19 protein-coding genes are annotated in these 23,686 nt (G+C 72.1%); 9 read left to right on the forward strand and 10 right to left on the reverse strand.

Annotation, left to right across the window (positions count from 1 at the left end):
- Window positions 1-32: 32 nt before the first annotated feature.
- Window positions 33-455 (forward strand): hypothetical protein, encoded by a 423-nt coding sequence (locus ACWDXC_RS12190; protein ID WP_449980926.1) that lies wholly within the window; start codon window positions 33-35, stop codon window positions 453-455.
- Window positions 456-505: 50 nt separating this feature from the next.
- Complete coding sequence (locus ACWDXC_RS12195) at window positions 506-1,474, forward strand: TIGR03557 family F420-dependent LLM class oxidoreductase (protein ID WP_357588571.1); 969 nt, start codon at window positions 506-508, stop codon at window positions 1,472-1,474.
- A gap of 3 nt (window positions 1,475-1,477) precedes the next feature.
- Here the strand turns inward: ACWDXC_RS12195 and leuS are convergent, their stop codons facing one another.
- Complete coding sequence (gene leuS, locus ACWDXC_RS12200; protein ID WP_449980928.1) at window positions 1,478-3,931, reverse strand: leucine--tRNA ligase; 2,454 nt, start codon at window positions 3,929-3,931, stop codon at window positions 1,478-1,480.
- Window positions 3,932-4,378: 447 nt separating this feature from the next.
- Here leuS and ACWDXC_RS12205 point away from each other — a divergent pair, with 447 nt between their 5' ends.
- On the forward strand, window positions 4,379-5,962 hold the full coding sequence (locus ACWDXC_RS12205; protein ID WP_449980930.1) for a hypothetical protein: 1,584 nt from the start codon (window positions 4,379-4,381) through the stop codon (window positions 5,960-5,962).
- A gap of 9 nt (window positions 5,963-5,971) precedes the next feature.
- Here ACWDXC_RS12205 and ACWDXC_RS12210 read toward each other — a convergent pair whose 3' ends face one another.
- Entirely contained in the window at window positions 5,972-7,213 is a 1,242-nt protein-coding gene (locus ACWDXC_RS12210; protein WP_449980932.1) for a cytochrome P450, read from the reverse strand.
- A 229-nt stretch (window positions 7,214-7,442) separates the two neighbouring features.
- On the opposite strand from ACWDXC_RS12210, the gene ACWDXC_RS12215 reads away from it, so the two are divergent.
- The gene (locus ACWDXC_RS12215) at window positions 7,443-8,996 is read left to right on the forward strand and encodes a methyltransferase domain-containing protein (protein ID WP_449980934.1); all 1,554 of its coding nucleotides are present in this window, start codon (window positions 7,443-7,445) and stop codon (window positions 8,994-8,996) included.
- On the opposite strand, the gene ACWDXC_RS12220 is transcribed toward ACWDXC_RS12215, so the two are convergent.
- Entirely contained in the window at window positions 8,953-9,795 is an 843-nt protein-coding gene (locus ACWDXC_RS12220) for an alpha/beta fold hydrolase (protein WP_449980936.1), read from the reverse strand. The genes ACWDXC_RS12215 and ACWDXC_RS12220 overlap by 44 nt on opposite strands.
- A gap of 3 nt (window positions 9,796-9,798) precedes the next feature.
- A complete protein-coding gene (locus ACWDXC_RS12225; RefSeq protein ID WP_449980938.1) occupies window positions 9,799-11,340 on the reverse strand; it encodes a GMC family oxidoreductase in 1,542 nt (513 codons plus the stop codon).
- A gap of 140 nt (window positions 11,341-11,480) precedes the next feature.
- Here ACWDXC_RS12225 and ACWDXC_RS12230 point away from each other — a divergent pair, with 140 nt between their 5' ends.
- From ACWDXC_RS12230 to ACWDXC_RS12240, 3 genes are all read left to right on the forward strand, one after another.
- Complete coding sequence (locus tag ACWDXC_RS12230) at window positions 11,481-13,016, forward strand: long-chain-fatty-acid--CoA ligase (RefSeq protein ID WP_449980940.1); 1,536 nt, start codon at window positions 11,481-11,483, stop codon at window positions 13,014-13,016.
- Window positions 13,017-13,142: 126 nt separating this feature from the next.
- The gene (locus ACWDXC_RS12235) at window positions 13,143-14,444 is read left to right on the forward strand and encodes an extracellular catalytic domain type 1 short-chain-length polyhydroxyalkanoate depolymerase (protein WP_449980942.1); all 1,302 of its coding nucleotides are present in this window, start codon (window positions 13,143-13,145) and stop codon (window positions 14,442-14,444) included.
- Window positions 14,445-14,470: 26 nt separating this feature from the next.
- The gene (locus tag ACWDXC_RS12240) at window positions 14,471-15,001 is read left to right on the forward strand and encodes an AAA family ATPase (protein WP_449980944.1); all 531 of its coding nucleotides are present in this window, start codon (window positions 14,471-14,473) and stop codon (window positions 14,999-15,001) included.
- On the opposite strand, the gene ACWDXC_RS12245 is transcribed toward ACWDXC_RS12240, so the two are convergent.
- On the reverse strand, window positions 14,998-15,324 hold the full coding sequence (locus tag ACWDXC_RS12245; protein WP_449980946.1) for a winged helix-turn-helix transcriptional regulator: 327 nt from the start codon (window positions 15,322-15,324) through the stop codon (window positions 14,998-15,000). The two genes, ACWDXC_RS12240 and ACWDXC_RS12245, sit on opposite strands and share 4 nt — an antisense overlap.
- A 108-nt stretch (window positions 15,325-15,432) precedes the next feature.
- Between ACWDXC_RS12245 and ACWDXC_RS12250 the strand changes: the two genes are divergently transcribed.
- Window positions 15,433-16,296 (forward strand): NAD(P)-dependent oxidoreductase, encoded by an 864-nt coding sequence (locus tag ACWDXC_RS12250; protein ID WP_449980948.1) that lies wholly within the window; start codon window positions 15,433-15,435, stop codon window positions 16,294-16,296.
- A gap of 6 nt (window positions 16,297-16,302) precedes the next feature.
- Here ACWDXC_RS12250 and ACWDXC_RS12255 read toward each other — a convergent pair whose 3' ends face one another.
- Window positions 16,303-17,433 carry an FAD-dependent oxidoreductase gene (locus ACWDXC_RS12255; protein WP_449980950.1) on the reverse strand — a complete coding sequence of 377 codons (1,131 nt, stop codon included), beginning with the start codon at window positions 17,431-17,433 and terminating at the stop codon, window positions 16,303-16,305.
- A gap of 157 nt (window positions 17,434-17,590) precedes the next feature.
- Here ACWDXC_RS12255 and ACWDXC_RS12260 point away from each other — a divergent pair, with 157 nt between their 5' ends.
- Window positions 17,591-18,400, forward strand: coding sequence for an alpha/beta fold hydrolase (locus ACWDXC_RS12260; RefSeq protein ID WP_449980952.1), 810 nt, complete (start codon window positions 17,591-17,593; stop codon window positions 18,398-18,400).
- Here ACWDXC_RS12260 and ACWDXC_RS12265 read toward each other — a convergent pair whose 3' ends face one another.
- The 4 genes from ACWDXC_RS12265 to ACWDXC_RS12280 all read right to left on the reverse strand — a co-directional run bounded on the left by ACWDXC_RS12265 (window position 18,401) and on the right by ACWDXC_RS12280 (window position 23,661).
- On the reverse strand, window positions 18,401-19,660 hold the full coding sequence (locus tag ACWDXC_RS12265; RefSeq protein WP_449980954.1) for a class I SAM-dependent methyltransferase: 1,260 nt from the start codon (window positions 19,658-19,660) through the stop codon (window positions 18,401-18,403).
- 6 nt (window positions 19,661-19,666) lie between these two features.
- The gene (locus ACWDXC_RS12270) at window positions 19,667-21,025 is read right to left on the reverse strand and encodes an FAD-binding oxidoreductase (RefSeq protein ID WP_219508314.1); all 1,359 of its coding nucleotides are present in this window, start codon (window positions 21,023-21,025) and stop codon (window positions 19,667-19,669) included.
- A 123-nt stretch (window positions 21,026-21,148) separates the two neighbouring features.
- Window positions 21,149-22,132 carry an NAD(P)-dependent oxidoreductase gene (locus ACWDXC_RS12275; protein ID WP_449980956.1) on the reverse strand — a complete coding sequence of 328 codons (984 nt, stop codon included), beginning with the start codon at window positions 22,130-22,132 and terminating at the stop codon, window positions 21,149-21,151.
- Window positions 22,129-23,661, reverse strand: coding sequence for a serine/threonine-protein kinase (locus ACWDXC_RS12280; RefSeq protein WP_449980958.1), 1,533 nt, complete (start codon window positions 23,659-23,661; stop codon window positions 22,129-22,131). The genes ACWDXC_RS12275 and ACWDXC_RS12280 overlap by 4 nt, the downstream gene beginning before the upstream one ends.
- Between the last annotated feature and the right edge of the window lie 25 nt (window positions 23,662-23,686).

The following is a 23,686-nucleotide window of genomic DNA, read 5'->3' on the forward strand; positions in this document are numbered from 1 at the left end:
ACAGCCGCGCACGTCAGGGGCAGGGGCAGGGCATGAGACTCTGCGCACGCGCTCACCAGATGCCGCCCAGGATCGCCGCCGGGGCGATCATCCTGAACTCCGGCCTGTCCAAGGCGCACGCCGACGAACAGGCCGCCGCCGGGCTGCACGGGATGGCCACGGTCCCGTACCCGTTCCTGGGCAAGCTGGAGCCGCAGCGGTTCGTCAAGCTGCTGTCGAAGGCCGAGATCGCGCTCGGCGCCGCCCTGCTGCTGCCCGTGGTGCCGTCGCTGCTGGCCGGGGTGGCGCTGACCGGGTTCGCGGGCGGGCTGATCGGGCTCTACCTGAAGACGCCGGGCCTGCGCCAGGAGGGCAGCCTGCGCCCGTCGCAGGAGGGCATCGGCATCGTCAAGGACATCTGGCTGCTGGGCATCGGGCTCGGCCTGGTGGTGGAGGAACTGGCGGACCATCATTGATCTCCACCGGCCGGTAACTAGCCTGTACGAAGCCGGGTAGTCCGGACATCATGGCAGAATTCGGCTACACCCTGATGTGCGAGCAGACGCCCGCCCGGCAGCTCGTCGACTTCGCCGCCCGGGCCGAACAGGCGGGCTTCGACTACGCGGTCATCTCCGACCACTACTTCCCGTGGGTCGAGGAGATGGGCCATTCACCGTACGCCTGGTCGGTGCTCGGCGCCGCGGCCCAGGCCACCGCCCGGCTGCCGCTCATGACGTACGTGACCTGCCCGATCATGCGTTACCACCCGGCGGTGGTGGCGCAGAAGGCGGCCACGATGGGCGTGCTGAGCGGCGGCCGGTTCACGCTCGGCCTCGGCGCGGGCGAGAACCTCAACGAGCACGTCATCGGCGAGGGCTGGCCGTCCGCCGACGTGCGCCACCGCATGCTGCGTGAGGCCGTGCAGATCATCCGCGAGCTGTTCGGCGGCGGCTACGTCACCTACCAGGGCGAGTTCTACGACGTCGACTCGGCCAAGCTGTACGACCTGCCCGAGGAGCCGGTGCCGATCGCGATCGCCGCCTCGGGCTCCAGCTCGGCGCGGCTCGCCGCCGAGTACGGGGACATCCTGGTCATCAACGACCCGATGCCGGAGGTGGTGAGCGCGTTCGCCGACGCCGGAGGCTCGGGCAAGCCGGTGTACGGGCAGCTCGCGCTCTCCTACGACACCGACGCCGAGGCGGCCAAGGAACGCGCGCACCGGCTGTGGCGCTGGTCGGGCGTCGGCGGCTGGAAGGTCATGGCCGAGCTGCCCGGCCCGGTCAACTTCGCGGCCGCCGCCTCGACCGTACGCCCCGACGACGTCGCGCAGAGCGTGCCGTGCGGCAATGACGTGGACGCGGTCGTGGAGGCGGTGCGCGCCTACCTCGACGGCGGCTACACCCACGTCGCGCTCGTGCAGATCGGCGCCGACCAGCAGGAGCCCTTCTTCGCCTGGGCGGAGAAGGACCTCCTGCCGGCCCTGCGCCGGCTGTGAGCGTCAGGGGACGATGTTGACCAGCTTGGGCGCCCGGACGATCACCTTGCGCGGGGTGCCCTGGAGGTAGCCCTGGACCTTCTCGGAGGCCAGGGCCAGCTCGCGCAGCTCGTCCTCGGAGATGCCGGGCGGGACCTCCAGCCGCTCGCGCACCTTGCCCGCGACCTGCACGACGCAGGTGACTGACTCCTGCACGAGCAGCGCCGGGTCGGCGACCGGCCAGCCCGCCTTGGCGACGGTGCCGCCGGTGTGGCCCAGCCGCTCCCAGCCTTCCTCGGCGGTGTAGGGGGCGACCAGCGACAGCATGACGGCCAGCGCCTCGGCGGCCTCGCGCACCGCCGGGTCGGCGGCGCCGGGGCCGGAGTCGATCGCCCGGCGGGCGGCCGTGGTCAGCTCCATCATGCGCGCCACCGCGACGTTGAAGCGGTAGGACTCGACCAGCTTGGTGACCTCGTCGATGGTCCGGTGGGTGATCTTGCGCAGCTCCAGGTCGCCGCCCTCGAAGGAGACGCCCGGCTCGCTGGCCGTCTCGTCCATCACCCGGAAGGCGCGGGCCAGGAACTTCTGCGACGCCGCCGGCGACACGTCGGCCCAGTCGATGTCGTCCTCCGGCGGGCCGGCGAACACCATCGTCAGTCGGACCGCGTCGACGCCGTAGTCGTCGATCTGCTGGCCCAGGTCGACGCCGTTGCCCAGGGACTTCGACATCGCCTTGCCGCCGTTGATCACCTGGCCCTGGTTGAGCAGGCGCAGGAACGGCTCGGTGAAGCTCACCATGCCCATGTCGTACAGGACCTTGGTGAAGAAGCGCGAGTAGAGGAGGTGCAGCACCGCGTGCTCGACGCCGCCCACGTACTGGTCGATGGGGCCCCACTTGCGGACCTGCTCGATGTCGAACGGGCCCTCGGTGTAGCCGGGCGAGCAGTAGCGCAGGAAGTACCAGGACGAGTCGACGAAGGTGTCCATGGTGTCGGTGTCGCGCTTGGCCGGGCCGCCGCACTTGGGGCACTCGACGTTGACCCAGTCGGTGGCGCTGGCCAGCGGGGAGACGCCCTTGGGCGACAGCGCCTCGCCGCGCAGGTCGGGCAGCGTGACCGGCAGCTGGTCGTCGGGGACGGGCACCTCGCCGCAGTCGCCGCAGTGGATGATCGGGATCGGCGTGCCCCAGAACCGCTGCCGAGACAGCAGCCAGTCGCGCAGCCGGAAGTTGACCGCGCCGGCGCCCTTGCCGTCGACCTCCAGGATCTCGATGATCTTGGCGATGGCCTCGGCCTTGGTCAGGCCGTCGAGCGGGCCCGAGTTGACCAGCCGGCCCTCGCCGGGCGTGGCCTCGCCGGTCTCGCCGGGGTCGGCCAGCCCGGTGTGCACGACGACCTTGACCGGCAGCCCGAACTTGCGGGCGAAGTCGAGGTCGCGCTGGTCGTGGGCGGGCACGGCCATGATGGCGCCGTGGCCGTAGTCGGACAGCACGTAGTCGGCGGCCCAGACGGGGATGCGCTCGCCGTTGACCGGGTTGATCGCGTGGCGGCCCAGGAAGACGCCGGTTTTCTCCTTGTCGGTGGACAGCCGCTCGATGTCGCTCAGCTTGGCGACCTCGGCGCGGTAGGCCTCGAACGCGGGGCGCTGCTCGTCGGTGACGATCTCGTCGGCCAGCGCGGCGTCGACCGCGACGACGAAGAACGTGGCGCCGAACAGCGTGTCGGGGCGCGTGGTGTAGACGTGCACGGGCTCGTCGCGGCCCTCGATCTGGAACAGCACGTCGGCGCCCTCGGAGCGGCCGATCCAGTTGCGCTGCATGGTCATGACGCGCTCGGGCCAGCCGCCTTCGAGCTGGTCCATGTCGTCCAGCAGGCGCTGCGCGTAGTCAGTGATCTTGAAGTACCACTGCGTCAGCTCGCGCCTGACGACGTCCGCGCCGCACCGCTCGCACTTGCCGGCCACGACCTGCTCGTTGGCCAGCACGGTCTGGTCGTTGGGGCACCAGTTGACCAGGCCGCCCTTGCGGTAGGCCAGGCCGCGCTCGAAGAAGCGGTTGAACAGCCACTGGTTCCAGTGGAAGTAGTCGGCGTCGCTGGTGTGCAGGCGGCGCGACCAGTCGAAGGAGATGCCGTAGCGCTTGAACGAGTTGGCCTGCGTCTCGATGTTGGCGTAGGTCCACTCGGCGGGGTGGGCGTTGCGCTTGATCGCGGCGTTCTCGGCGGGCAGGCCGAAGGAGTCCCAGCCGATGGGGTGCAGGACGTTGTAGCCGCGCTGGAACCAGTAGCGCGCGACCACGTCGGCGATCGCGAACACCTCGCCGTGGCCCATGTGAAGGTCGCCGGAGGGGTAGGGGAACATGTCGAGCATGTAGCGCCGCTCGCGCGGGTCGGCGGCGTCCTCGCTCGCCCGGAACGGGTCCAGCTCCTCCCATCGCTGCTGCCATTTGGCCTGCAGCGCCTGCGGGTCGTACTCACTCACGGCGGTTGTCCTTCTGATTGACTCGGACCCATAGAAAAACCCCTCGTATGCAGGACGAGGGGCAGCCGCGACGGCGAGATCTTCAGGGCCGTCGCGGCCCGCTAAGAAGCAGGGTCGCGGAACGCATAGGTCAAGCCTAGCGCACCTCTTCAACCGAATGCAGGCGCTCAAGCGGCGCGGGCGGGCACAATGGAGCCTTCAGGCCGGTGAGACCTGATGGTGATAGATCCGTTGTGACCTCATATGTCCCATTAGAATACTCTCGTCGCCGTGGTGCATTCAGCTGAGCCGGAACGACCGGAGGCCGACCTGCCCCAGCAGGATCCGCCGACCGATCCGCACGGCTTCGCCCGTTTCCCTGCGGAGCCGGCTGGGTCTCCTGGAAAATCCCATGAGATCATGCACAGCACGTCGAATCCGGACATAACCACAGGAGGGCCGGCAGCAATGGCAACGGAGCATTCCGGAGCACCTCACCTGCCACCGTCCTGGCCCGAGGCCCCGCGCGAGGATGTCCCGACCTCCTGGCCCGAAACGCCTCCGGCGGCCCAGCAGCCGCCCACCGCCTGGCCCGAGGCTCCCCCCGCCGCCGCCTGGCCCGAGCCGCCCGGCCGGTCGTCGCAGCCCGAGCAGTTCTCCTGGGCGGACGCCACCCGGCCCGAGGCCCAGCCCGCCCGGCGCGACGCCGAGCCGGTGCCGACGTCCTGGCCCACCACCGGGCAGCCCTCCCCCGGGCAGCCCGCGGACCCGACGCCCGCGTGGTCGGAGCCGCCCGCAGCGCAGCCCGGCGCCTGGGCGAACCTCAGCTCCCCGGCCCCCTGGCCGCCGCAGGACTCCGCCGCGCCCCGCCACCAGTCCCCCTCGCCGCTGGACACCCCGTACAGCGCGCCCCCGCCCGACCAGCCGGTGGTGCCGACCTCACAGGCCGCCGACGAGCGCACGATGACGTACTCCCAGGTCCAGGCGCAGGGCCACGCACAGCCGCAGGGCCACGGACAGGCCCCCGGGCACACGCAGTCCCCCGGGCACGGGCAGCCGCACGCCGCGCCCGTCGCCGAGCCGCAGCAGCAGCCGCAGCAGCCGATCCAGCCCCTCGACCAGGCGCACGACCCGCACCAGCACCCGGGCGAGCACCAGGCGCAGCACGGCAGGCCGGGCGCGAACCTGAGCCGCGACCCGTCCGACCCGGACCGCCCGTTCGTCACGGCCGGCCAGATCAGCGGCTCGCGCACCCCTCCCCCCGAGCGCCAGCAGCAGCTCTGGGACACCGTCTTCGGCGACGACTACAACGAGATGGGCGAGCCCGAGACCCTGGAGGAGGGCAAGCCCATCTGGATCTACGCGCTGGCCGGCTCGGTCGCGATCGCGCTGGTCGCGGGCCTGCTCTGGGCGTTCCTCGCCGGTCCGCTCGCCGGGGCGAAGGAGACGCCGCCCGCCGCCCAGGAGACTACGAAGACGCCGCCGCCCGGGCCGCAGAAGACCACCTCGACGATCCCCCGGCTGCCGAAGTTCCCCGGCAAGGCGTCGGGCGTGACGGGCACGCTGCCCGACGCCGCCGCCGGCATCTCCGTCCCGCGCCTCGGCGGCACCTGGCGGCTGGACGAGCGGCCCACGGTGAAGGGCACGTACGGCTTCGAGACCCGCCAGTACGCGATGGTCGGCACCAACCTGGCCGCGCAGGTGCTCACCGGGCCGCTCCCGGAACGGCTGGCCTCGTCCTACGCCAAGCCGGGCGAGCTGGAGCCGGCGATCAAGGCGGTCGTGGTCGACGCGCGCAAGCGCCTGTTCGAGATGCCCAACCGGGTCAAGAAGATCGCCCAGCAGGAGCTGACCGTGGGCGACGCCAAGGGCATGCTCATCGCGTACGCGCTCACGTCCGCGAGCGAGAAGGCCACGATCGTCACGGCCGCGCTCGACACGGGCGCCGAGCTGCCGGCCGTCGTCTACATGTCGGTCCCGGAGGAGGGCGAGAACCTGCGCCCCGACCTCAACACCGTGATCAACCGGCTGAAGGTGACCGCCCAGGGGTAGGCCCGGGCGCTAGAAGGCGCACTCCATGTGCTTGATCCCGTTGATGAAGCTGGAGTGCAGCCGGTCCGGCGTGCCGCCCTCGATGCCGGGGACGCGGCGCAGCAGCTCGCGGAACATCACCGTGATCTCGCGGCGGGCCAGGTGGGCGCCCAGGCAGAAGTGCGGGCCCGGGCCGCCGAAGCCGACGTGCGGGTTCGGGTGGCGGGTGATGTCGAACCGCTCCGGGTCCTCGAACACCGCCGGGTCGCGGTTGGCCGCCCAGTAGTAGAGGACGGCCTTCTCGCCCTTGCGGTAGAGGTGGCCGTTCATCGTGTGGTCGCGGGTGACCTTGCGGCGCATGAAGTTGACCGGCGAGGCGAGGCGGACGATCTCCTCGACGGCCGTGGCGGTATAGGCCTCCGGGTCGCTCAGCCACAGCGCGCGCTGGTCGGGGTTCGTGGTGAGCAGGCGCAGGCCGTGCGAGATCGCGTTGCGGGTGGTCTCGTTGCCGGCCACGACGAGCAGGATGAAGAACGAGCCGAGCTCCTGAAGGGTGAGCTGCTCGCCGTCGATGTTGGCGTTGACCAGGGACGAGGTCAGGTCGTTCGTCGGGTGTTCGGCGCGGTGCGCGGCCAGGTCCTGGACGAGCTGCTGCAGCTCCATGCCGGCGGTGAGCAGCTTCTCGGCGAGCTGGCCGAGGTCGGGGCCGGTGTATTCGGGGTCGAAGCCGCCGAGGATGATGTTCGACCGGTCGAACACGAAGCCGTAGTCGCGCTCCGGGATGCCCATCATGTCGCAGATGATCTTCAGGGGCAGCCGGGCGGCGACCTCGGTGACGAAGTCACAGCCGGGGCCCTTGGCCAGCAGGTCGTCGACGATCTTGACGGCCGCCGACTCCACGTCGGTCTCGAACTGCTTGATCATCTTCGGCGTGAACGCGCGCGAGACGATCCGGCGCAGGCGGGCGTGCCGGGGATCGTCCATGTTGATCATCGACCCGAAGTATTCGGCGAACTCGGCCGGCATGTCCGGGATGTTCGTCGCGCCGCCCTCCCCCGACGAGAACACCTCCGGGGTACGGCTGGCCTCGAGGATGTCCGCGTGCCGGACCAGGGCGTAGTAGCCGGGGCCCTTCGGGGCGAACGAGATCTCCGGCTCCTCGAAGAAGGCCGGGCTGTCCAGGCGGCGCAGCCGGTCGAACGCCTCCCGGCGCTCGTCCATGGGCCTGGCCCAGAAATCGCGGTCGGACAGGTCGAAGTCAACGACGCTCATGGGGCCATCATTCGAGCCTCGACGCCGGTACGTCAATGCTTTCGACGTACACCGTACGTACGTGGCCGGAAAATGTGTGGCGAGCCGGGCCGGACGGTGGCTACGGTGACCGCCATGACGTTCTTCTTCCTCCTCGGCTAGCGATCCGCCGGCGGGTCGCGGATGACCCACCGCCGGCGATGCGGGACGGCCTGCCGCCGCCCCGGGTCGCTCCATGGGAGAAGGACACGTGCACACCCTTGCCGTGGCCAGGGCGGTGCATGGCATCGAACCCCTGGTCGCAGCTGAGATCCGCCGTTCCCGGCTCGGCTCCGTCCGCGGGTTGCGCCATCGCGAGGTCTGGTTCGACGCGGCCGACCCCGGCCCCGGGCTGCTGGGGCTGCGGACGGCCGACGACGTACTGCTGGTGGCGGCCGTGGTGGACGGGGTCGGCCACGGCCGCCTCGCCCTGCGCCGCCTGTCGGCCGCCGCCCGCGCCCTCCGCGCCCTCCGCGCCCTGCCGCCCCGCCCGCTTCCGCACCGGGACGCGGCCGGGGTCGAGGTGTCGGCCACGTTCGTGGGGCGGCGCGCCTACACGCGCCACGACATCGAGGACGCGGTCGGGGCCGAGCTGGGCCGCCGGCTGCGGCTGCCCTACCACTCGCGCGCCGGCGGCGCCGTGCCGCCCGCCGGATGCCTGGCGTTCCGGGTGACGATCGAGGGCGAGCGCGCCGTCATCGGCCTGCGCCTGGCGGTCCGGCCCCTGCACCGCCGGCCGTACAAGCTCGGGTCCGTGCCGGGCAGCCTGCACCCGCCGCTCGCCGCCGCCATGGCGGCCCTCGCCCGCCTCGACGGCGCCCGCACCGTGCTCGACCCTTGCTGCGGCGCCGGCACCACCCTCCTCGAGGCCGCCGCCGTCGCCCCCCACGCCCGCTTCCTCGGCCTGGACCACAACCCGGCCGCCATCACCGCCGCCACCACCAACGCCACCCACCTGCTCACTGCCCCAACGCCTTCCTTCGACGGGATGACGCCCACCGGAGGCGGCCCCGTGCCCGGGCCGGGCCGGCCACGGTCCCCGGAGGACGCGCACGCTCCCTGCACGCCCGCCGCCGAAACCAGGCCGGGCGGGCCGCTGCGCCCGGAGGCGGGGGACGGCTCCGCGCCCGGCGCGGGTGGCCGTGGGGCGGGCACCCACCAAACGCCCGCCGGCGAGCCCGCCGTCACCCGCGCCCCGGCGGAGGGGCGCACCGCCGCCGGGGTCGTCTCCAGCGGGGACGGCTCCGCGCCCGGCGCGGGTGGCCGTGGGGCGGGCACCCACCCAACGCCCGCCGTCACCCGCGCCCCCGCGGAGGGGCGCGCCGGCGCCGGGGCCGTCTGCAGTGCAGACGGGCCTGTGGCCGGGGCGGGCTACTCCCGTGCGCGCGGCGCAGGCTGGGCGGGCGGGGCGGGGCTTCTGGTTGGCGGGGCCGGTGGTGTCGCTTCCGGCAGGTTCTGGTGGGGGGTGGCGGACGGGGGGCGGGTTCCGCTGGGGGACGGGGTGGTGGATCGGGTGCTGGTGAATCCGCCGTGGGGGCGTCAGGTCGCGGCGGGCGGGCTGCTGGCCGGGGATCCCGGGAGGCTGTGGCGGGAGGTGCGGCGGGTGCTGGCGGCGGACGGGCTGGTGGTGGCGCTGGTGCACGACGAGGTCCCGGACGGCTTCACCGTACGGGAGAGGGTGGGGGTGAGTTTGTCGGGCCGGCACCCGGAGCTGGTCGTGCTCAGCCCCGGGCGGGCCCGAGCCAGGACAGGACGAGGTCGTTGACCGCCGCCGGGCGCTCCAGATGGAGGAAGTGCCCGGCGCCGGCGACGAGTTCGGCGCGGGAGCCGGGCGGCAGCGCGGCGGCGGCGTCCTTGACGAGGTCGGCGCCGATGCAGCCGTCGCGTTCGCCGTGGAGGTAGAGGATCGGCGTGGCGGCGGCGGCTCCGGCGGCGGGGTGGCGGCCGGAGGGCGGGGTGGCGCCGAGCATGGCCCGGTAGTAGCCGATGGCGGCCGAGAGGTGGGCGGGGTCGCCGATGCTGCGGCGGACGAGCTCCAGGTCGTGGGTGGCGTCGTAGCCGGGTGACCAGTCGGCCCAGAGCCCTTCGAGGAACCCGGGCGCCGACGCGGCGGTCTCGGCCAGCCCGGTCTGGAAGAGGAACACGTAGAACGACCGTTTGAGCTGTTCGTAGTGCAGGAAGGCGGCGCGGAGGACGGCGGGCGGCGGGACGGCGAGGGCGACGGCGGCGCGGAAGCGGTCGGCGGTGGCGTACACGGGGACGGCGCCCCAGTCGTGGCCGACGATGACGGCCGAGTCGTCGCCGCCGAGCCGCTCGTGCAGGGCGAGGGCGTCGGCGGCGAGCGCGTCGCCGTCGTAGGCGCCGTCGGCGGGGATCTCGGTGGACGCGTAGCCGCGCATGAACGGCGCGACGGCGCGGTAGCCGCGGGCGGCGAGCGCGGGCACGAGGTGGCGCCAGGTGTGGGCGGTGTCGGGGAAGCCGTGCATGCAGAGCGCGAGCGGCCCGTCCCCGGCGGTGAGGTACGCGAACTCCACCCCGTTGGCGTGGATCGTCCGGATCTCCACGGGTCAGCCTGCCGCGATGAGGTCGGCCGCCTTCTCGCCGATCATGATGGCGGGGGCGTGGGTGTGTCCCCGGTTGAGCGTCGGCATGATCGACACGTCGGCGACCCGGAGTCCGTCGAGGCCGCGCACGCGCAGCTCCGGGTCCACGACGGCGTCCTCGTCGGCGCCCATGCGGCAGCTGCCGACCGGGTGATACAGGGTCTCGCCGCGCTCGCGCACCCATTGGGCCAGCTCGTCGTCGGTCTCGGGCGCGGTGTAGGGGGGCATCGGGCCGCCGGCGTACGGCTTCATGGCGGCGCTGGCGAACACCTGCTTGGCCACCTTGAGCCCGGCGACGAGCCGTTTCACGTCGGCTTCCTTGGTCAGGTAGCCGGGGTCGACGAGGACTTCGCGGCCGTTGAGCCCGATGCGGCCCCGGCTCTCGGGCTGGAGCAGGATGACGCCGACGGTCAGGCCGTGGCCGGTGGGCGGGGTGAGGCCGTGGTCGATGAACGGGCCGGGCGCGAAGATCAGCTCGATGTCGGGGGCGGGCTCGGCGGGCGTGGTGCGGATGAACGCGACGGCCTCGCCGACGTTCGTGGTGAGCATGCCGGAGCGCAGCACGATGTAGCGGAGCAGGTTGCCCAGCGACTCGGCCTTGGTCAGCGTGACCGGCTGCTTGCAGGCGACGAACACGCCGGACGACAGGTGGTCCTGGAGGTTCTTGCCCACTTCGGGCAGTTCGTGGACGACGGCGATCCCGGCGTCGCGCAGTTCGTCGGCGGCGCCGACGCCGGAGCGCATGAGCAGGTAGGGGGAGCCGATGGCGCCCGCCGACAGGATGACCTCCCGCCGGGCCCTGACCTGGGCGCCGCCGCTGTGCTCGATGCCGACGGCGCGCCTGCCGTCGAAGACGACGCGGTTCACGTCCGCCTCGGTGATCAGGGTGAGGTTGGGGCGTTTGAGCGCGGGGCGCAGGTAGCCGTCGGCGGCGCTCCAGCGGCGGCCGCGGTCCTGGTTGACGGGGGTGGGGCCGTAGCCGTCGTTGACGTGGCCGTTGATCTCGTCGGCGCGCCGCAGGCCGAGCTCGTCGCACGCCTTGAGGAAGGCGGCGGTGGTGACGTTGGGGCTGCGCAGCTCGGAGATGAACAGCGGCCCGTCGGTGCCGTAGACGCCGCCGTGGTTGCTGCCGACCCGGCGCTCGGCGCGTTTGAAGTAGGGCAGCACGTCCTCGTACGTCCAGCCGGGCACGCCCCACTGGTCGTAGTCGAGCGCGCAGCCGCGCACCCACATCTGGGCGTTGATCGACGAGGAGCCGCCGAGGACCCGGCCGCGCGGCCAGTAGAGCTCACGCCCGGCCATCTCGCTCTGCTTGGCCGTGGTGTAGTCCCAGTCGTAGCCGGTCTTGAACAGCTTGGCGAACCCCGCGGGCATGCGGATCTCCAGCTTGTCGTCGCGGCCTCCGGCCTCGATGAGGGCGACGGTCACCGCCGGGTCCGCCGACAGCCTGTTGGCCAGCACGCACCCTGCCGAACCGGCTCCGACGATCACGTAGTCGTACTCCATGGCCACTCCTCAGTGATGTGCTACTTGCTTACTCCAGGCGACGGGGCGCGTCCATACATACTTGTGACCTCTGTTACCTACCAGTCGGTATGGTCAGGCTGACAGGATGTGCCCAAGCACCTGGATGAGGGAGGAAAGGCATGCTCAACCTGTCGAGCGTCCTGGAGGACAGCGCGCGCAACACCCCGGATGCCACCGCGATCGTCTTCGGGGACATGCGACTGCCCTACTCCATGATCGACACGGTCGCCTGCCAGGTCGCGAACCTGCTCGTGTCGCGCGGCATCGGCAAGGGCGACAAGGTGGCGATCGCCTGTCCCAACCTGCCCTACTTCCCGTTCGTCTACTTCGGCATCCTCAAGGCCGGGGCGACGGTGGTGCCGCTCAACGTGCTGCTGCAGTCGCGGGAGATCGCCTACCACCTCGACGACAGCGACGCCAAGGCGCTGTTCTGCTTCGAGGGCACGCCGGAGCTGCCGCTGGGCGAGCGCGGCAAGGCGGGGTTCGAGGCGGCCGAGGGGTGCGAGCACTTCTTCGTGCTGCCCGCCACGGCGCTGGCCACGGAGTCGGAGTACGGCGAGTCGATCTGGGCGGCGCTGGGCGGGATGTCGGGCGAGTTCGAGACCGTGCAGACCGCGCCCGACGACACCGCGGTCATCCTCTACACCTCGGGCACCACGGGCCGCCCCAAGGGCGCCGAGCTCAGCCACCAGAACATGGTCATGAACGTCATGGTCAACGACAAGATGTTCCCGCGCACCGAGGGCGGCGACACCTATCTGGCGGTGCTGCCGCTGTTCCACTCCTTCGGGCAGACGGTCATCCTCAACACCGGTTTCATGCGCGGCGCGACGCTGGTCCTGATGCCGCGCTTCGAGCCGGGTGAGGCGCTGGCCATCATGCGCGCCGAGGGGGTCACGTTCTTCGCGGGCGTGCCGACCATGTACTGGGCCCTGCTCACCAAGATCCACGCCGACGGCGAGGAGGCCCCGTCCACGCTGCGGATCGCGGTGGCGGGCGGCTCGGCCTCGCCGGTCGAGGTGCTCAAGGACTTCGAGAAGACGTTCGGCATCCCGATCCTGGAGGGCTACGGCCTGTCGGAGACCTCGCCGGTGGCGAGCTTCAACCAGCTCGGCCGGCCCACCAAGCCGGGCACGATCGGCACCCCGATCTGGGGCGTGGAGATGCGGCTGGTCGACCCCGACTGGAAGACCGTCGAGGGCGAGGGCCCGGGCGAGATCGCGGTGCGCGGCCACAACGTCATGAAGGGCTACTACGGCCGCCCGGAGGCCACCGCCGAGGTGATGCGCGACGGCTGGTTCCGCACCGGCGACATCGCCACCCGGGACGCCGACGGCTACTACTCCATCATCGACCGGGCCAAGGACATGATCATCCGCGGCGGGTTCAACGTCTACCCGCGCGAGGTGGAGGAGGTCCTCATGGGCCACGAGGAGGTCTCGCTGGCCGCCGTCGTCGGCGTCCCGCACGACTCCCACGGCGAGGAGATCAAGGCGTACGTGATCCGCACCCCGGGATCGTCGCTGACCGAGGACGAGCTGATCGCCTGGAGCCGCGAGGCCATGGCGGCCTACAAGTACCCGCGGGTGGTCGAGTTCCGCGACGCGCTCCCGATGACGGCGACGGGCAAGATCCTCAAGCGCGAGCTGCGCTGACGCCGAAACTTTCATCCGCCGACGCCCTCCCAGCTGCGTGCCGGGAGGGCGTCGTCGTGCGGGCATTGCTCGATCGAAATTTTCTGTCCACACTCGAAATGTTTCAGTTCGAGGGAGAGGAACTCGATGAGCATCAGATCCCGGATCGCGGGAGCCGTGGCGGCGGCCGTGACGATCGCCGCGGCGGCGCTGGCCCTGGCGCCGCCTGCCGCCTCGGCCCAGCTGACGGAGGTCACCGGCTTCGGCACGAACCCCACCGGCCTGCGCATGCACCTGTACGTGCCCGACGGCGTCGGCGCGCGCCCGGCGGTGCTGGTGGCCGTGCACTACTGCACCGGGTCGGGACCGGCGTTCTACTCCGGCACGGAGTTCGCCTCGCTGGCCGACCGGCACAAGTTCATCGTCATCTACCCGTCGGCCACCAGGAGCGGCTCCTGCTACGACGTCTCCTCCCCGCAGGCGCTGCGGCACGACGGCGGCAGCGACCCGGTCGGCATCGTGTCCATGGTCCGCTGGGTCGAGCAGCGCTACGGCGCCGACCCCGGCCGCACCTACGCGGTGGGCGCCTCCTCCGGCGGCATGATGACGAACGTGCTGCTCGGCGCCTACCCTGACGTGTTCGAGGCGGGCGCGTCGTACATGGGCGTGCCGTTCGGCTGCTTCGCCACCACCGACGGGTCGAGCTGGAACAGCGCGTGCGCCAACGGCCAGATCAGCCGGACGCCGCAGCAGTGGGGCGACCTGGTCCGCGCCGCCTACCCGGGCTACGGCGGCGCCCGGCCGCGCATGCAGATCTGGCACGGCACCGAGGACAGCACGCTGCGCTACCCGAACTTCCAGGAGCAGATCAAGCAGTGGACCAACGTCCACGGCCTGAGCCAGACGCCCGCCCGCACCGACCAGCCGCAGCCGTCCTGGACCAGGACCCGCTACGGCGGCACCGGCACGAACGTGGCCGTCGAGGCCGTCAGCCTCCAGGGCGTGGGCCACAGCCTGCCGGTCGGCGGGATGGCCGGGGCCACGATCGACTTCCTCGGCCTGTCGGAGCCCGGCCCGACGACCTCCCCGAGCATCACGCCCACGGCCACGACCACGGCGACGCCGCCGCCGGGCGGGTGCCGCGTCACGTACACGATGAGCACCTGGAACACCGGGTTCACGACCGCGGTCACCATCACGAACACCGGCTCCACCCCGGTGTCGGCCTGGTCGCTGGCCTTCACGCTGCCGCAGGGCCAGAGCGTCACGGGCGTGTGGAACGCCACGCTGTCGCCGTCGAGCGGCCAGGTGACGGCCAGGAACGTCGCCTACAACGGGGCGATCGCGCCGGGCGCGTCGGCGTCGTTCGGCTTCCAGGCCACCCACTCGGGCAACACCGCCGAGCCGGCCGCCTTCGCCCTCAACGGCTCCCCCTGCGCGACGGCCTGACCACCGGGCGGTGGGATGGTTGTCCCATGTACGTCGTCTTCACCGGCGGGCCCGGGTCCGGCAAGAGCACGCTCGTCGAGGCTCTGCGCGGACGCGGGCTCGCCGCCATGCCGGAGGCGGGCCGGGCGATCATCCGGGAGCAGGCGGCCATCGGCGGCGCCGCGCTGCCGTGGGCCGATCCCGGGCTGTTCGCCGAGCTGATGCTCTCCTTCGACCTGCGCTCCTACCGGGAGGCCCCTGAGGAGGGCACGGTGCTGTTCGACCGGGGGGTGGTGGACGTGGCCGCCTACCTCACGCTGTCGGGCCTGCCGGTCCCGCCGCACGTGCGCGCCGCCGCCCGGGCCGTGCGCTACGGGCGGGTGTTCGCGGCGCCGCCGTGGCCGGAGATCTACGAGCGGGACGCCGAGCGCAAGCAGGACCTCGCCGAGGCCGAGCGCACCTACGAGGCCTGCGTGGCGGCGTACCAGGAGTACGGCTACGAGGTGGTCGTGCTGCCCCGGGCGAGCGTCGAGGAGCGGGCCGGGTTCGTGGCGCGCGAGCTCGGGACGGGCGGCTAGAAGAGGGCCTCGATGCGGTCGAGGTGCTCTTCTCCCCAGGCGCCGAGCGGCGCGAGGGCGGTGTTGAGCGACTGGCCGAACTCCGTCAGCGAGTACTCGACCTTCGGCGGCACCTGGTGGTAGACCTCGCGATGCACCAGGCCGTTCGCCTCCATCTCGCGGAGCTGCTGGATCAGCACCCGCTCGCTGATGCCGGGCACCGCGCGCCGCAGCTCGCCGAACCGCACCGGGCCCTCGCCCAGCGCGAACAGGATCAGGCCCTTCCACTTTCCGCCCATGACGGCGATGGCGGCGTCGAGCCCGCAGGTGAAGGTCCGTGTCATCAGCGCCTCACTTACCTCGATGTCAGTACCCGACAAAATAGTAGGTACTTGAGCAAATGTCAGCGAAGGGGCCAGCATGTGACCTGATCAACCGATGGGAGAACACCTATGACCGACGTGACCGTTCTCGGCCTGGGCTCGATGGGCGCGGCCCTGGCCGGGGCCTTCGCCGACGCCGGGCTCCGGACGACCGTGTGGAACCGCACCCCGGAGAAGGCCGCGCCCCTGGTCGCCCGGGGAGCCGAGCGGGCGGCGGACGTCGCCGGCGCGGTCGCGGCGAGCCCGCTCGTCGTCGCCTGCCTGACCACCTACGCCGCCACCCGGGAGGCGCTGGAGCCGGCCGCCGGGGCGCTGGCCGGGCGCACCCTGGTCACCCTGAACAGCGGGGCGCCCGCCGCGGCCCGCGATATGGCGTCCTGGGCCGCCGGGCATGGCGCCCGCTTCCTCGACGGCGCGGTGAAGAACGTGCCCTCCGCCGTGGGCGCGCCGGACACGCTGCTCTACTACAGCGGCGACCGGGCGGTGTTCGACGAGCACGAGAAGACGCTGCGCGTCCTCGGCGGCGACACCGTGCACCTGGGCGAGGAGCCGGACCTGGCGGCGCTATACGAGAGCGCGGTGGGCGGCATCCTGCTGCCGGCGCTGCTGGGGTTCCTTCAGGGCGCGGCGCTGGTGACGGCCCGGGGCCTGGAGGCGCGCACGCTGGTGCCGTACTCCGTCAAATGGCTGGAGATGATCGCTTCCGTGCTGCCGGAGCTGGCCAGGGAGATCGACTCCGGAGACTACGGCGAGCCCGCCTCCGCCATCGGGCTCTTCCACGCGGGCCTGGACGAGGAGCGCTCGCTCGGCGACGAGGCGCGGGTGGACGTCTCCTGGCAGGCGCCGATGCACGACCTGATCGAGCGGGCCGTGGCGCAGGGGCGCGGCGACCAGAGCATCTCGGCGCTGATCGAGCTGCTCAGGGCGGCGTGAGCCCGGTCAGCGGCGGTCGAGGCCGGACAGCTGCCAGGCCAGGCGGCGGCGCACGGCCGGGAGGCGGCCCGCGGCCGTCAGGACGAGGTTGCGCAGCGGACGCCAGGCGGCGCGGGCGGTGGCCAGGCGGGTGAGGCGGCCCGCCAGCGCGACGACCTTCCCGGCGACGGGCCGCCGGGTGGCCGTGTGAGTGTCGAGCAGGGTGTCGGGCTCGCCGTCGAGGACGCGGGCGAGCAGCTCGGCGAGGGTGACGGCGTCCTCGATGCCGAGGTTCATGCCCTGGCCGCCGGCCGGGGAGTGCACGTGCGCGGCGTCCCCGGCGAGCAGGACGCGGCCCCGGCGAAAGGTGCCGGCGACGCGGTGGTGGACGCGGAAGCGTGAGCCCCACACGACCTCGTGGACGACGGCGGGCGACGCCTGCGGGCCACGGGCGTCGAGCAGCGCCTGGACGAACGCGGTGTCCGGCTCGCGCGGGGCCTCGGCGACGGTGGCGACGACGCGGTGCAGGCCGCCGGGGAGCGGCGCGACGACGACGAGCCCGGCGGGCGAGAAGTAGAGGATGACCTCCTCGTGCGGCACGCCGCCGCTCAGCCGCACGTCGGCGAGGGTGAACGACTCGGCGTACGTGCCTCCGTCGAAGGGGATGCCGGTGGCCTCCCGTACCGTGCTGTGCATGCCGTCGGCGCCGATCAGGTAGGCGGCGCGCAGCCGCCGGCCGTCGTCGAGCGTGGCGGTGACGCCGCCCGCGTCCTGCTCCAGGGCGGTCAGCGTGACCGGGCGCAGGACCTTGCCGCCGAGCTCCTCCAGGCGGGCCAGCAGGAACGCCTCGGTGTCGGCCTGGGAGATCATCAGCGTGTACGGGTAGCGGGTGGGCAGGTCGCCGAACGGGACGGGCACGAGCAGCCGGTCGCGGTCGCGGATGGTGAAGCGGGGCGTGTGGACGCCGCGCCCGGCCAGGGCGGCGGCGACTCCGTACGGCTCCAGCAGCTCCAGGGTGCGGGCGTGGACGACGGCGGCGCGCGAGGTGTTGGCGCCTTCGGCCTGGGCGTCGAGGATGGTCACCGCGTGTCCGCGCTGGGTGAGCACGAGGGCGGCGGTGAGGCCGACGGGACCGGCTCCGACGATGAGGACGTCCATGGGTTCCTCCAATTGCCAACGCTTGCAGGCATCACGCTAGACAGCGCGGCCAACGAAGTCAACAGTTGTTGGCCTACAGTTGTTGGCATCACGGAGAAACGTCCCGGCTCCTACGGACGATCAGAACGGGAAACAGGTCAATCACGGGGAGACGACGATGGACAGCGGCAGGCTCGCGGTGCCCGGGGCGGAGCTGTACTACGAGGTGCGGGGAGCCGGACCGGTCCTGCTGCTGATCAACGGCGGCGACGGCGACGCCGGCCTGTACGCGCCGCTCGCCCAGCAGCTCGCCGACCTCTACACGGTGATCACCTACGACCCGCGCGGCAACTCCCGCAGCCGCCTGACCGGGCCGGCGGGCGAGCAGCGGCTGCCCGAGCACGCCCGCGACGCCCACCTGCTCGTGCGCGCACTCACCGCCGAGCCCGCCTACGTTTTCGGCACCAGCTACGGCGGCATGGTCGGCATGCACCTGCTCGCCCAGCGGCCCGAGCAGGTGCGGGCGCTGGTGGCGCACGAGCCGCTGCTGACCGAGCTGCTACCCGACGCCGCGCGCTGGCGGGCGCTCTTCGCGGAGGTGCGCGACACCCTCGACCGCGACGGCACCGGGCCCGCGGTGCGGCGGCTGTCGGAGGCGCTGGGCGTGCCGGCCCCGCCCGACCCGGACCCGGCGCAGCCCGCGCCGGTCGCCGAGATGCTCGCCCGGGTGGCGGCCAACCTGGAGTTCTGCCTGCGCTACGAGCTGTGCTCGTTCACCGGCTACCTGCCGGACGAGGAGGCCCTGCGCCAGGGCCCGTTCACGCTGGCGAGCGGCGCCGAGACGCATCACACGCCCGGCCGCCGCACCGCCGAGATCCTGGCCGAGCGGCTCGGCATCGACATCGCCGAGTTTCCCGGCGGGCACGTGGGCTTCCTCACGCACCCGGCCGAGTTCGCCAAGACGCTGCACGAAGTGCTGGACCGCTGATCAGGGCCAGTCGCGGGCCGGGCGCAGCGGCATGCCGGAGCGGCCGTCCTCGTCCAGCTTGACGCCCAGCACCTGGTGGAGCTGCACCTTGTTGCGCTCGAAGCCGACGATGCAGCCGGCCATGTACAGCGCCCACACGCGGGCGGTGCCCATGCCGACCTCCTCGACCGCGTCGGCCCAGTTGGCGTAGAGGTTGTCGCACCAGACCCGCAGGGTCTTGGCGTAGTGCTCGCGCAGGTTCTCCTCGTGGCGGATCTCGAAGCCGAGGTCCTCCATGTGGCGGATCAGCGTGCCCACCGACTCCAGCTCCCCGTCAGGGAAGACGTAGCGGTTGATGAAGCCGCCCTTGTTGAACGTCTTCTCGGTCCCCGTCGGCCGCGTGATGCAGTGGTTGAGCATCCGCCCGCCCGGCTTGAGCTTGCCGTTGAGGAACGTGAAGTAGGAGCGCAGGTTGGCCGCGCCGATGTGCTCCGTCAGGCCGATCGAGCTCACCGCGTCGAATCCCGACTCGGTGACGTCGCGGTAGTCCATGTAGCGGACCTCCGCCAGGTCCTGCAACCCGGCGTCGGCGATCGCCTTCTGGGCCCACTCGGCCTGCTGCTTGCTCAGCGTCACGCCGAGCGCCTTGACCCCGTAGTGCTCGGCCGCGTGCATGACCATGCCGCCCCAGCCGCACCCGACGTCGAGCAGCCGCATCCCGGGCGTGAGCCCGAGCTTCCTGGCCACCAGGTCGAACTTGGCGAACTGCGCCTCCTCCAGCGTGGAGTCCTCCTCGGGGAAGGCCGCGCACGTGTAGGCCATGCTCGGACCGAGCACCCACCGGTAGAAGCGGTTCGACACGTCGTAGTGGTGGTGGATCGCCTCGGCGTCACGCTGCTTGGCGTGCCGCGAGCCGAGCCGGGCCAGCGTGCTCTGCCGCATCTCCTGCGGAGGCGGCGGCACCCGCATGAGCAGCGGCTTGACGCCCAGCGACCGCACCGCGGCGAGCTTCTCCGCGGTCGTCAGGTCGTTGGTCGTGATGTTCCACATGCGGTCGAGCAGGGTGTAGAGGTCGCCGTGCACGTCGATGTGACCGGAGACATACGCCCTGGCCAGACCCAGCTCACCCGGAGCCTGGGCCAGATAGGCGACCGCGATCGGGGACTTGACCTCTATCGCGATGTCGGCGCCGTCAGGCCCCGCCTTGGTGCCGTCATACGCCATGAACGCGATGTTGGCGTCCGAGCCTACGATTTTCTCGAAGATGGACGCGAGAGCCATCTGCCATCACCTTCCCCGTACACACTTGTCGTACAGGTCGAGCAGGCGACCGCCCGGGTCGTATTCCCGCTTGACCGGCCAGTAACCGTCACCGTTGTACAGCTCCCAGAACTGATCACGGGCGTAGAAGGACGTCGAGTAGAGCGACTTGTGCCCGTCGAGCTCGTGCACCGCGTTCTCGATCAACCGGTTGTAGTAGCCGTCGAACTGTCCCCGGGGCAGCGGGACCATGCCCCAGAAGCCGAAGTTCACGTAGAGCTTGCCCGGCTCCAGCGGATAGAGGGGCCAGCGTGAGCCGGCGCGCAGCGGGCACATCCACACCGGCGTCATGCCGACCTTGTCGTGGAAGAACTCCAGGAACGCCGCGCCGCGCTCGACCGGCACCTCCACGTCCTGGATGACCGGCTCGTGCACCGGCTGCCCGCGCCACCGGTCGATCCTGGCCGTCACCCCGTACTGGCGGTCGAGGGCGACGAGCTTGCGGTAGACGTCGGAGCGCATCCACCGGCGCGGCATCAGCGAGCGCACCACGGGCTGCTGCACGCCGAACGCGCGCGAGCACCAGAACCAGTCGGTGTCCCAGCGCCACAGGTAGTCGCGCACGGTCAGCCAGTCGCGGTTGCGCTTGCGGATCGACTGGTAGTAGATCCGCATGCCGGTGTAGTCGGAGACGTACGGGGCGCGGTCGGCGAAGCGGCCGACCGTGATGTACAGCTCCTGCGGGTCGAAGAAGACGCCGTCGACGAAGTCGACCCGCTCGCCGTCGTGGACCATGCTCTCGCTGATCTCCTGCATGGCGAGCATGCACTTGGCGGCGTCGGTGAACCTGATGTGGGTCAGGTGCACGTACGGCTCGACCTTGCGGAGCTTGATCCGGATGCGCAGCGCGTAGCCCAGCGTGCCGTAGGAGTTGGGGAACGCGCGGAACAGGTCGCGGTGCTCGTTGTCGTCACGCGCGACGATCACCCGGCCGTCGCCGGTGAGGATCTCCAGCTCCTCGACCGACTCGTGCGGCAGGCCGTCGCGGAAACTGGTGGACTCGATGCCGAGCCCGGTCACGGCGCCGCCGAGCGTGATGGTCTTCAGCTGCGGCACCACGTACGGCATCAGGCCGTGCGGGAGCGTGGCGTCAACCAGGTGCTCGTAGGTGGTCATGCCCTGGACCTCGGCGGTCATCGTCTCAGGGTCGACGCTGATGACCTCGTCGAGGTCGCGTGCCGACAGCTTGGCCGTCTTGCCCGCGTCGCGGAACCTGAACAGGTTGGACGTGGCCTTGGCCAGGCGCGGCGCGGCGTCGCCCGGGATCTCGGCATAGGACCGCCGGATGTCCTCTACTGCCCGCCGGTGTGTGGACATCGTCGTCATCACGCAAGCACCCCCTTGAGCCCGGTAGAGATCGTCGACAAGACCGTATCTCTCCGGCACATCCCCGGAACAGACCGGGGTCGTTAAACGCACGAAAACTCTTCATCGTGTCAGCTCGAAACCCTACAAGACAGGCGAATCCGCGAATTTCCTCCGGATGATCGGAGAAACGCCGTTCACCACGTGGGCCACCGGCCGCCCGTCGAGCGCCGCCGCGAGGTTGTCCAGGGTGGCCGTGAGCAGCCTTCCGGTGGCCTCGGAGGTGACCCCGGCGACGTGCGGCGACAGCAGCACGCCCGGCAGCTCGCGCAGCGGGTCGCCCGCGGGCAGCGGCTCGGTGTCGAAGACGTCGAGCGCCGCGCCGCCGAGCCGGCCCTCGCGCAGCGCGGCGACGAGCCCTTCCTGGTCGACCACCCCGCCCCTGGCCGCGTTGACCAGCAGCGCGCCCGGCCGCAGCCGCCGGGGGTCGACCAGGCCGCGCGTCTCCTCCGACAGCGCGATCACCACGACGACCACGTCGCTGGAGCCGAGCAGCGCGTCCAGGTCGCGGTAGCCGGGCTCGTCGCGGGGCGTGCGCGTCCAGTAGGACACCTCGCAGCCGAGCGCCCGGAACAGCCCGGCGCAGGCCACGCCGATCGGGCCGTAGCCGACCACGCCGACCTCGCGCCCGCGCAGCTCGGCCGGGCGCAGCGCCTGCTGCGGCCACTCGCCGGCGCGGACGGCGGCGTCGGCCTCGGCCAGCTTGCGCGACAGCGCGAGCGCGGCGGCCAGGCACCACTCCGCCACGGCGGTCGCGCTGACGCCCGCCGTGTTGGCCACCGGCACGCCGGCCGCCGCCAGCGCGGTGAGGTCGTGGCCGTCCACGCCCACGGACGGCTGCTGCAGGAACGCCAGCCGGGGCGCCGCCGCCACCGCCCGCGCGTCGAGCGTCAGCTCGCCCGTCCAGTCGCCGAGCACGATCTCCGCGCCGGCGAGCGCGGCCAGCAGCGCGTCACGGTCGCGGGCGGCGGGCGCACGCACCGACACCCGCTCGCCCAGCGGGGCGAGCATCTTGCGCAGGAGTTCCTCGGGCAGGGGCGGGAGTGCCAGCAGGTTCCACGGCGTCATGCGCCTACGGTAAAGCTCCCGATCACCTGGCGCATCAGGCGGGTGTTGCGCCGCCACTGGGTCTCGTCGAACGTCCACGACAGGATGTAGGCGGTGTCGCCCACGGCCAGCGCGCGGCGCACCTCCCTGTAGCGGGTGCCCGGCGCCGCCCACGGCGCGCCCTCCCCCGCGGTCCAGGTGAACTCCCACTCCACGGCCTTGGTCCCCTGGTGCATGACGGTCCGGCGGCCCAGGTTCCGCACCTCGGCGCCGTTCTGCCGGAAGACCTCCTCGGCGTCGCGCAGGAGCTGGTGCGGGTCGAGCTTGGCGTAGACGGCCTCGACGCCCAGGTGGCCGGCCCGGTCGCGGCGGGTCCACTCGGTGAACGACTCGTTGAGCGCGCCCCGCCAGCCTATGGGCCGCCTGATCGTCCAGCCGTCGCGCGAGACGTAGGCGCGCACCGGCGGCCGCGTCCGGGTGGGCGTGGGCGTCGGGGTGGCGGTGACGGTGGGCGTGGGCGCCTGCGTGGTGGCCGGCGGGCTCGGCATCGGGCTCGTCGCGGCCGCGTGCGCCACCTGCTTGCGCGCGACCTCGGGCGGCGCGGAGGCGCGCAGGTAGGTGATCGTGCCCGCCGCCACGACCACGACCGCCGCCGTGACGGCCGCGATGAGCGTACGGCCGGACCGGCCCGGCTTCTTGTCCGGGACGTGCTGGTCGGCGTGGGCGGGCCGGGTCGCGCCGATGGCGGCCAGCAGTTCGTCGGCCTGCTCGGCGGTCAGCCGCTCCTCCGGCTCCTTGCGCAGCAGCCCCTTGAGCACGGGGTGCATGGCGGGCGGGATCCTGCGGTAGTCCGGCTCCTCGTTGAGCAGCGCGTTGAGCGTGGCCATGGGCTCGCCCCGCTCGAACGGCGAGCGGCCGAGCATCGTGGCGTACAGGGTGGCGCCCAGCGACCACAGGTCGGAGGCGGGCCCGGCCTCGGCGGCGCGGACCCGTTCCGGGGCCAGGAAGCTGGGCGAGCCGGTCACCATGCCGGTGCTGGTCAGCGAGGAGTCGCCCTCGGCGGTGGCGATGCCGAAGTCGGTGAGCACCGCCCGGCCCTCGCCGGTCAGCAGGATGTTGGCGGGCTTGACGTCGCGGTGCAGGACGCCCAGCTCGTGCGCGGCGCGCAGCGCGGACAGCACCTGCCGTCCCACGTCGGCGGCCTCGCGCACGGGCAGCGCGCCTGAGGCGGCCACGACCTGCTCGACCGAGGGGGCGGGCACCAGCTCCATGATGATCCAGGGCCGGCCGTCCTCCTCCACCACGTCGTAGATCGCCACGACGGACGGATGGTTGAGCTTGGCCGCCGTGCGCGCCTCCCGCGCGGTGCGCACCAGCATGCGGTCCCGCTCGGCCTTGGGCAGGCCGTCGGGCAGCACGACCTCCTTGATCGCGCAGGGCCGGTTGAGCAGCGTGTCCCGGCCTTCCCAGACCACGCCCATGCCCCCGCGGCCGAGCTCGCGCAGTAACCGGTAGCGCTTGGCGATCAGCTCGCTGCTCTCCGAATCCATGTCCTACCCCTGTAGACCACCCGAA

It is taken from the genome of Nonomuraea sp. NPDC003214 (genome assembly GCF_053590035.1).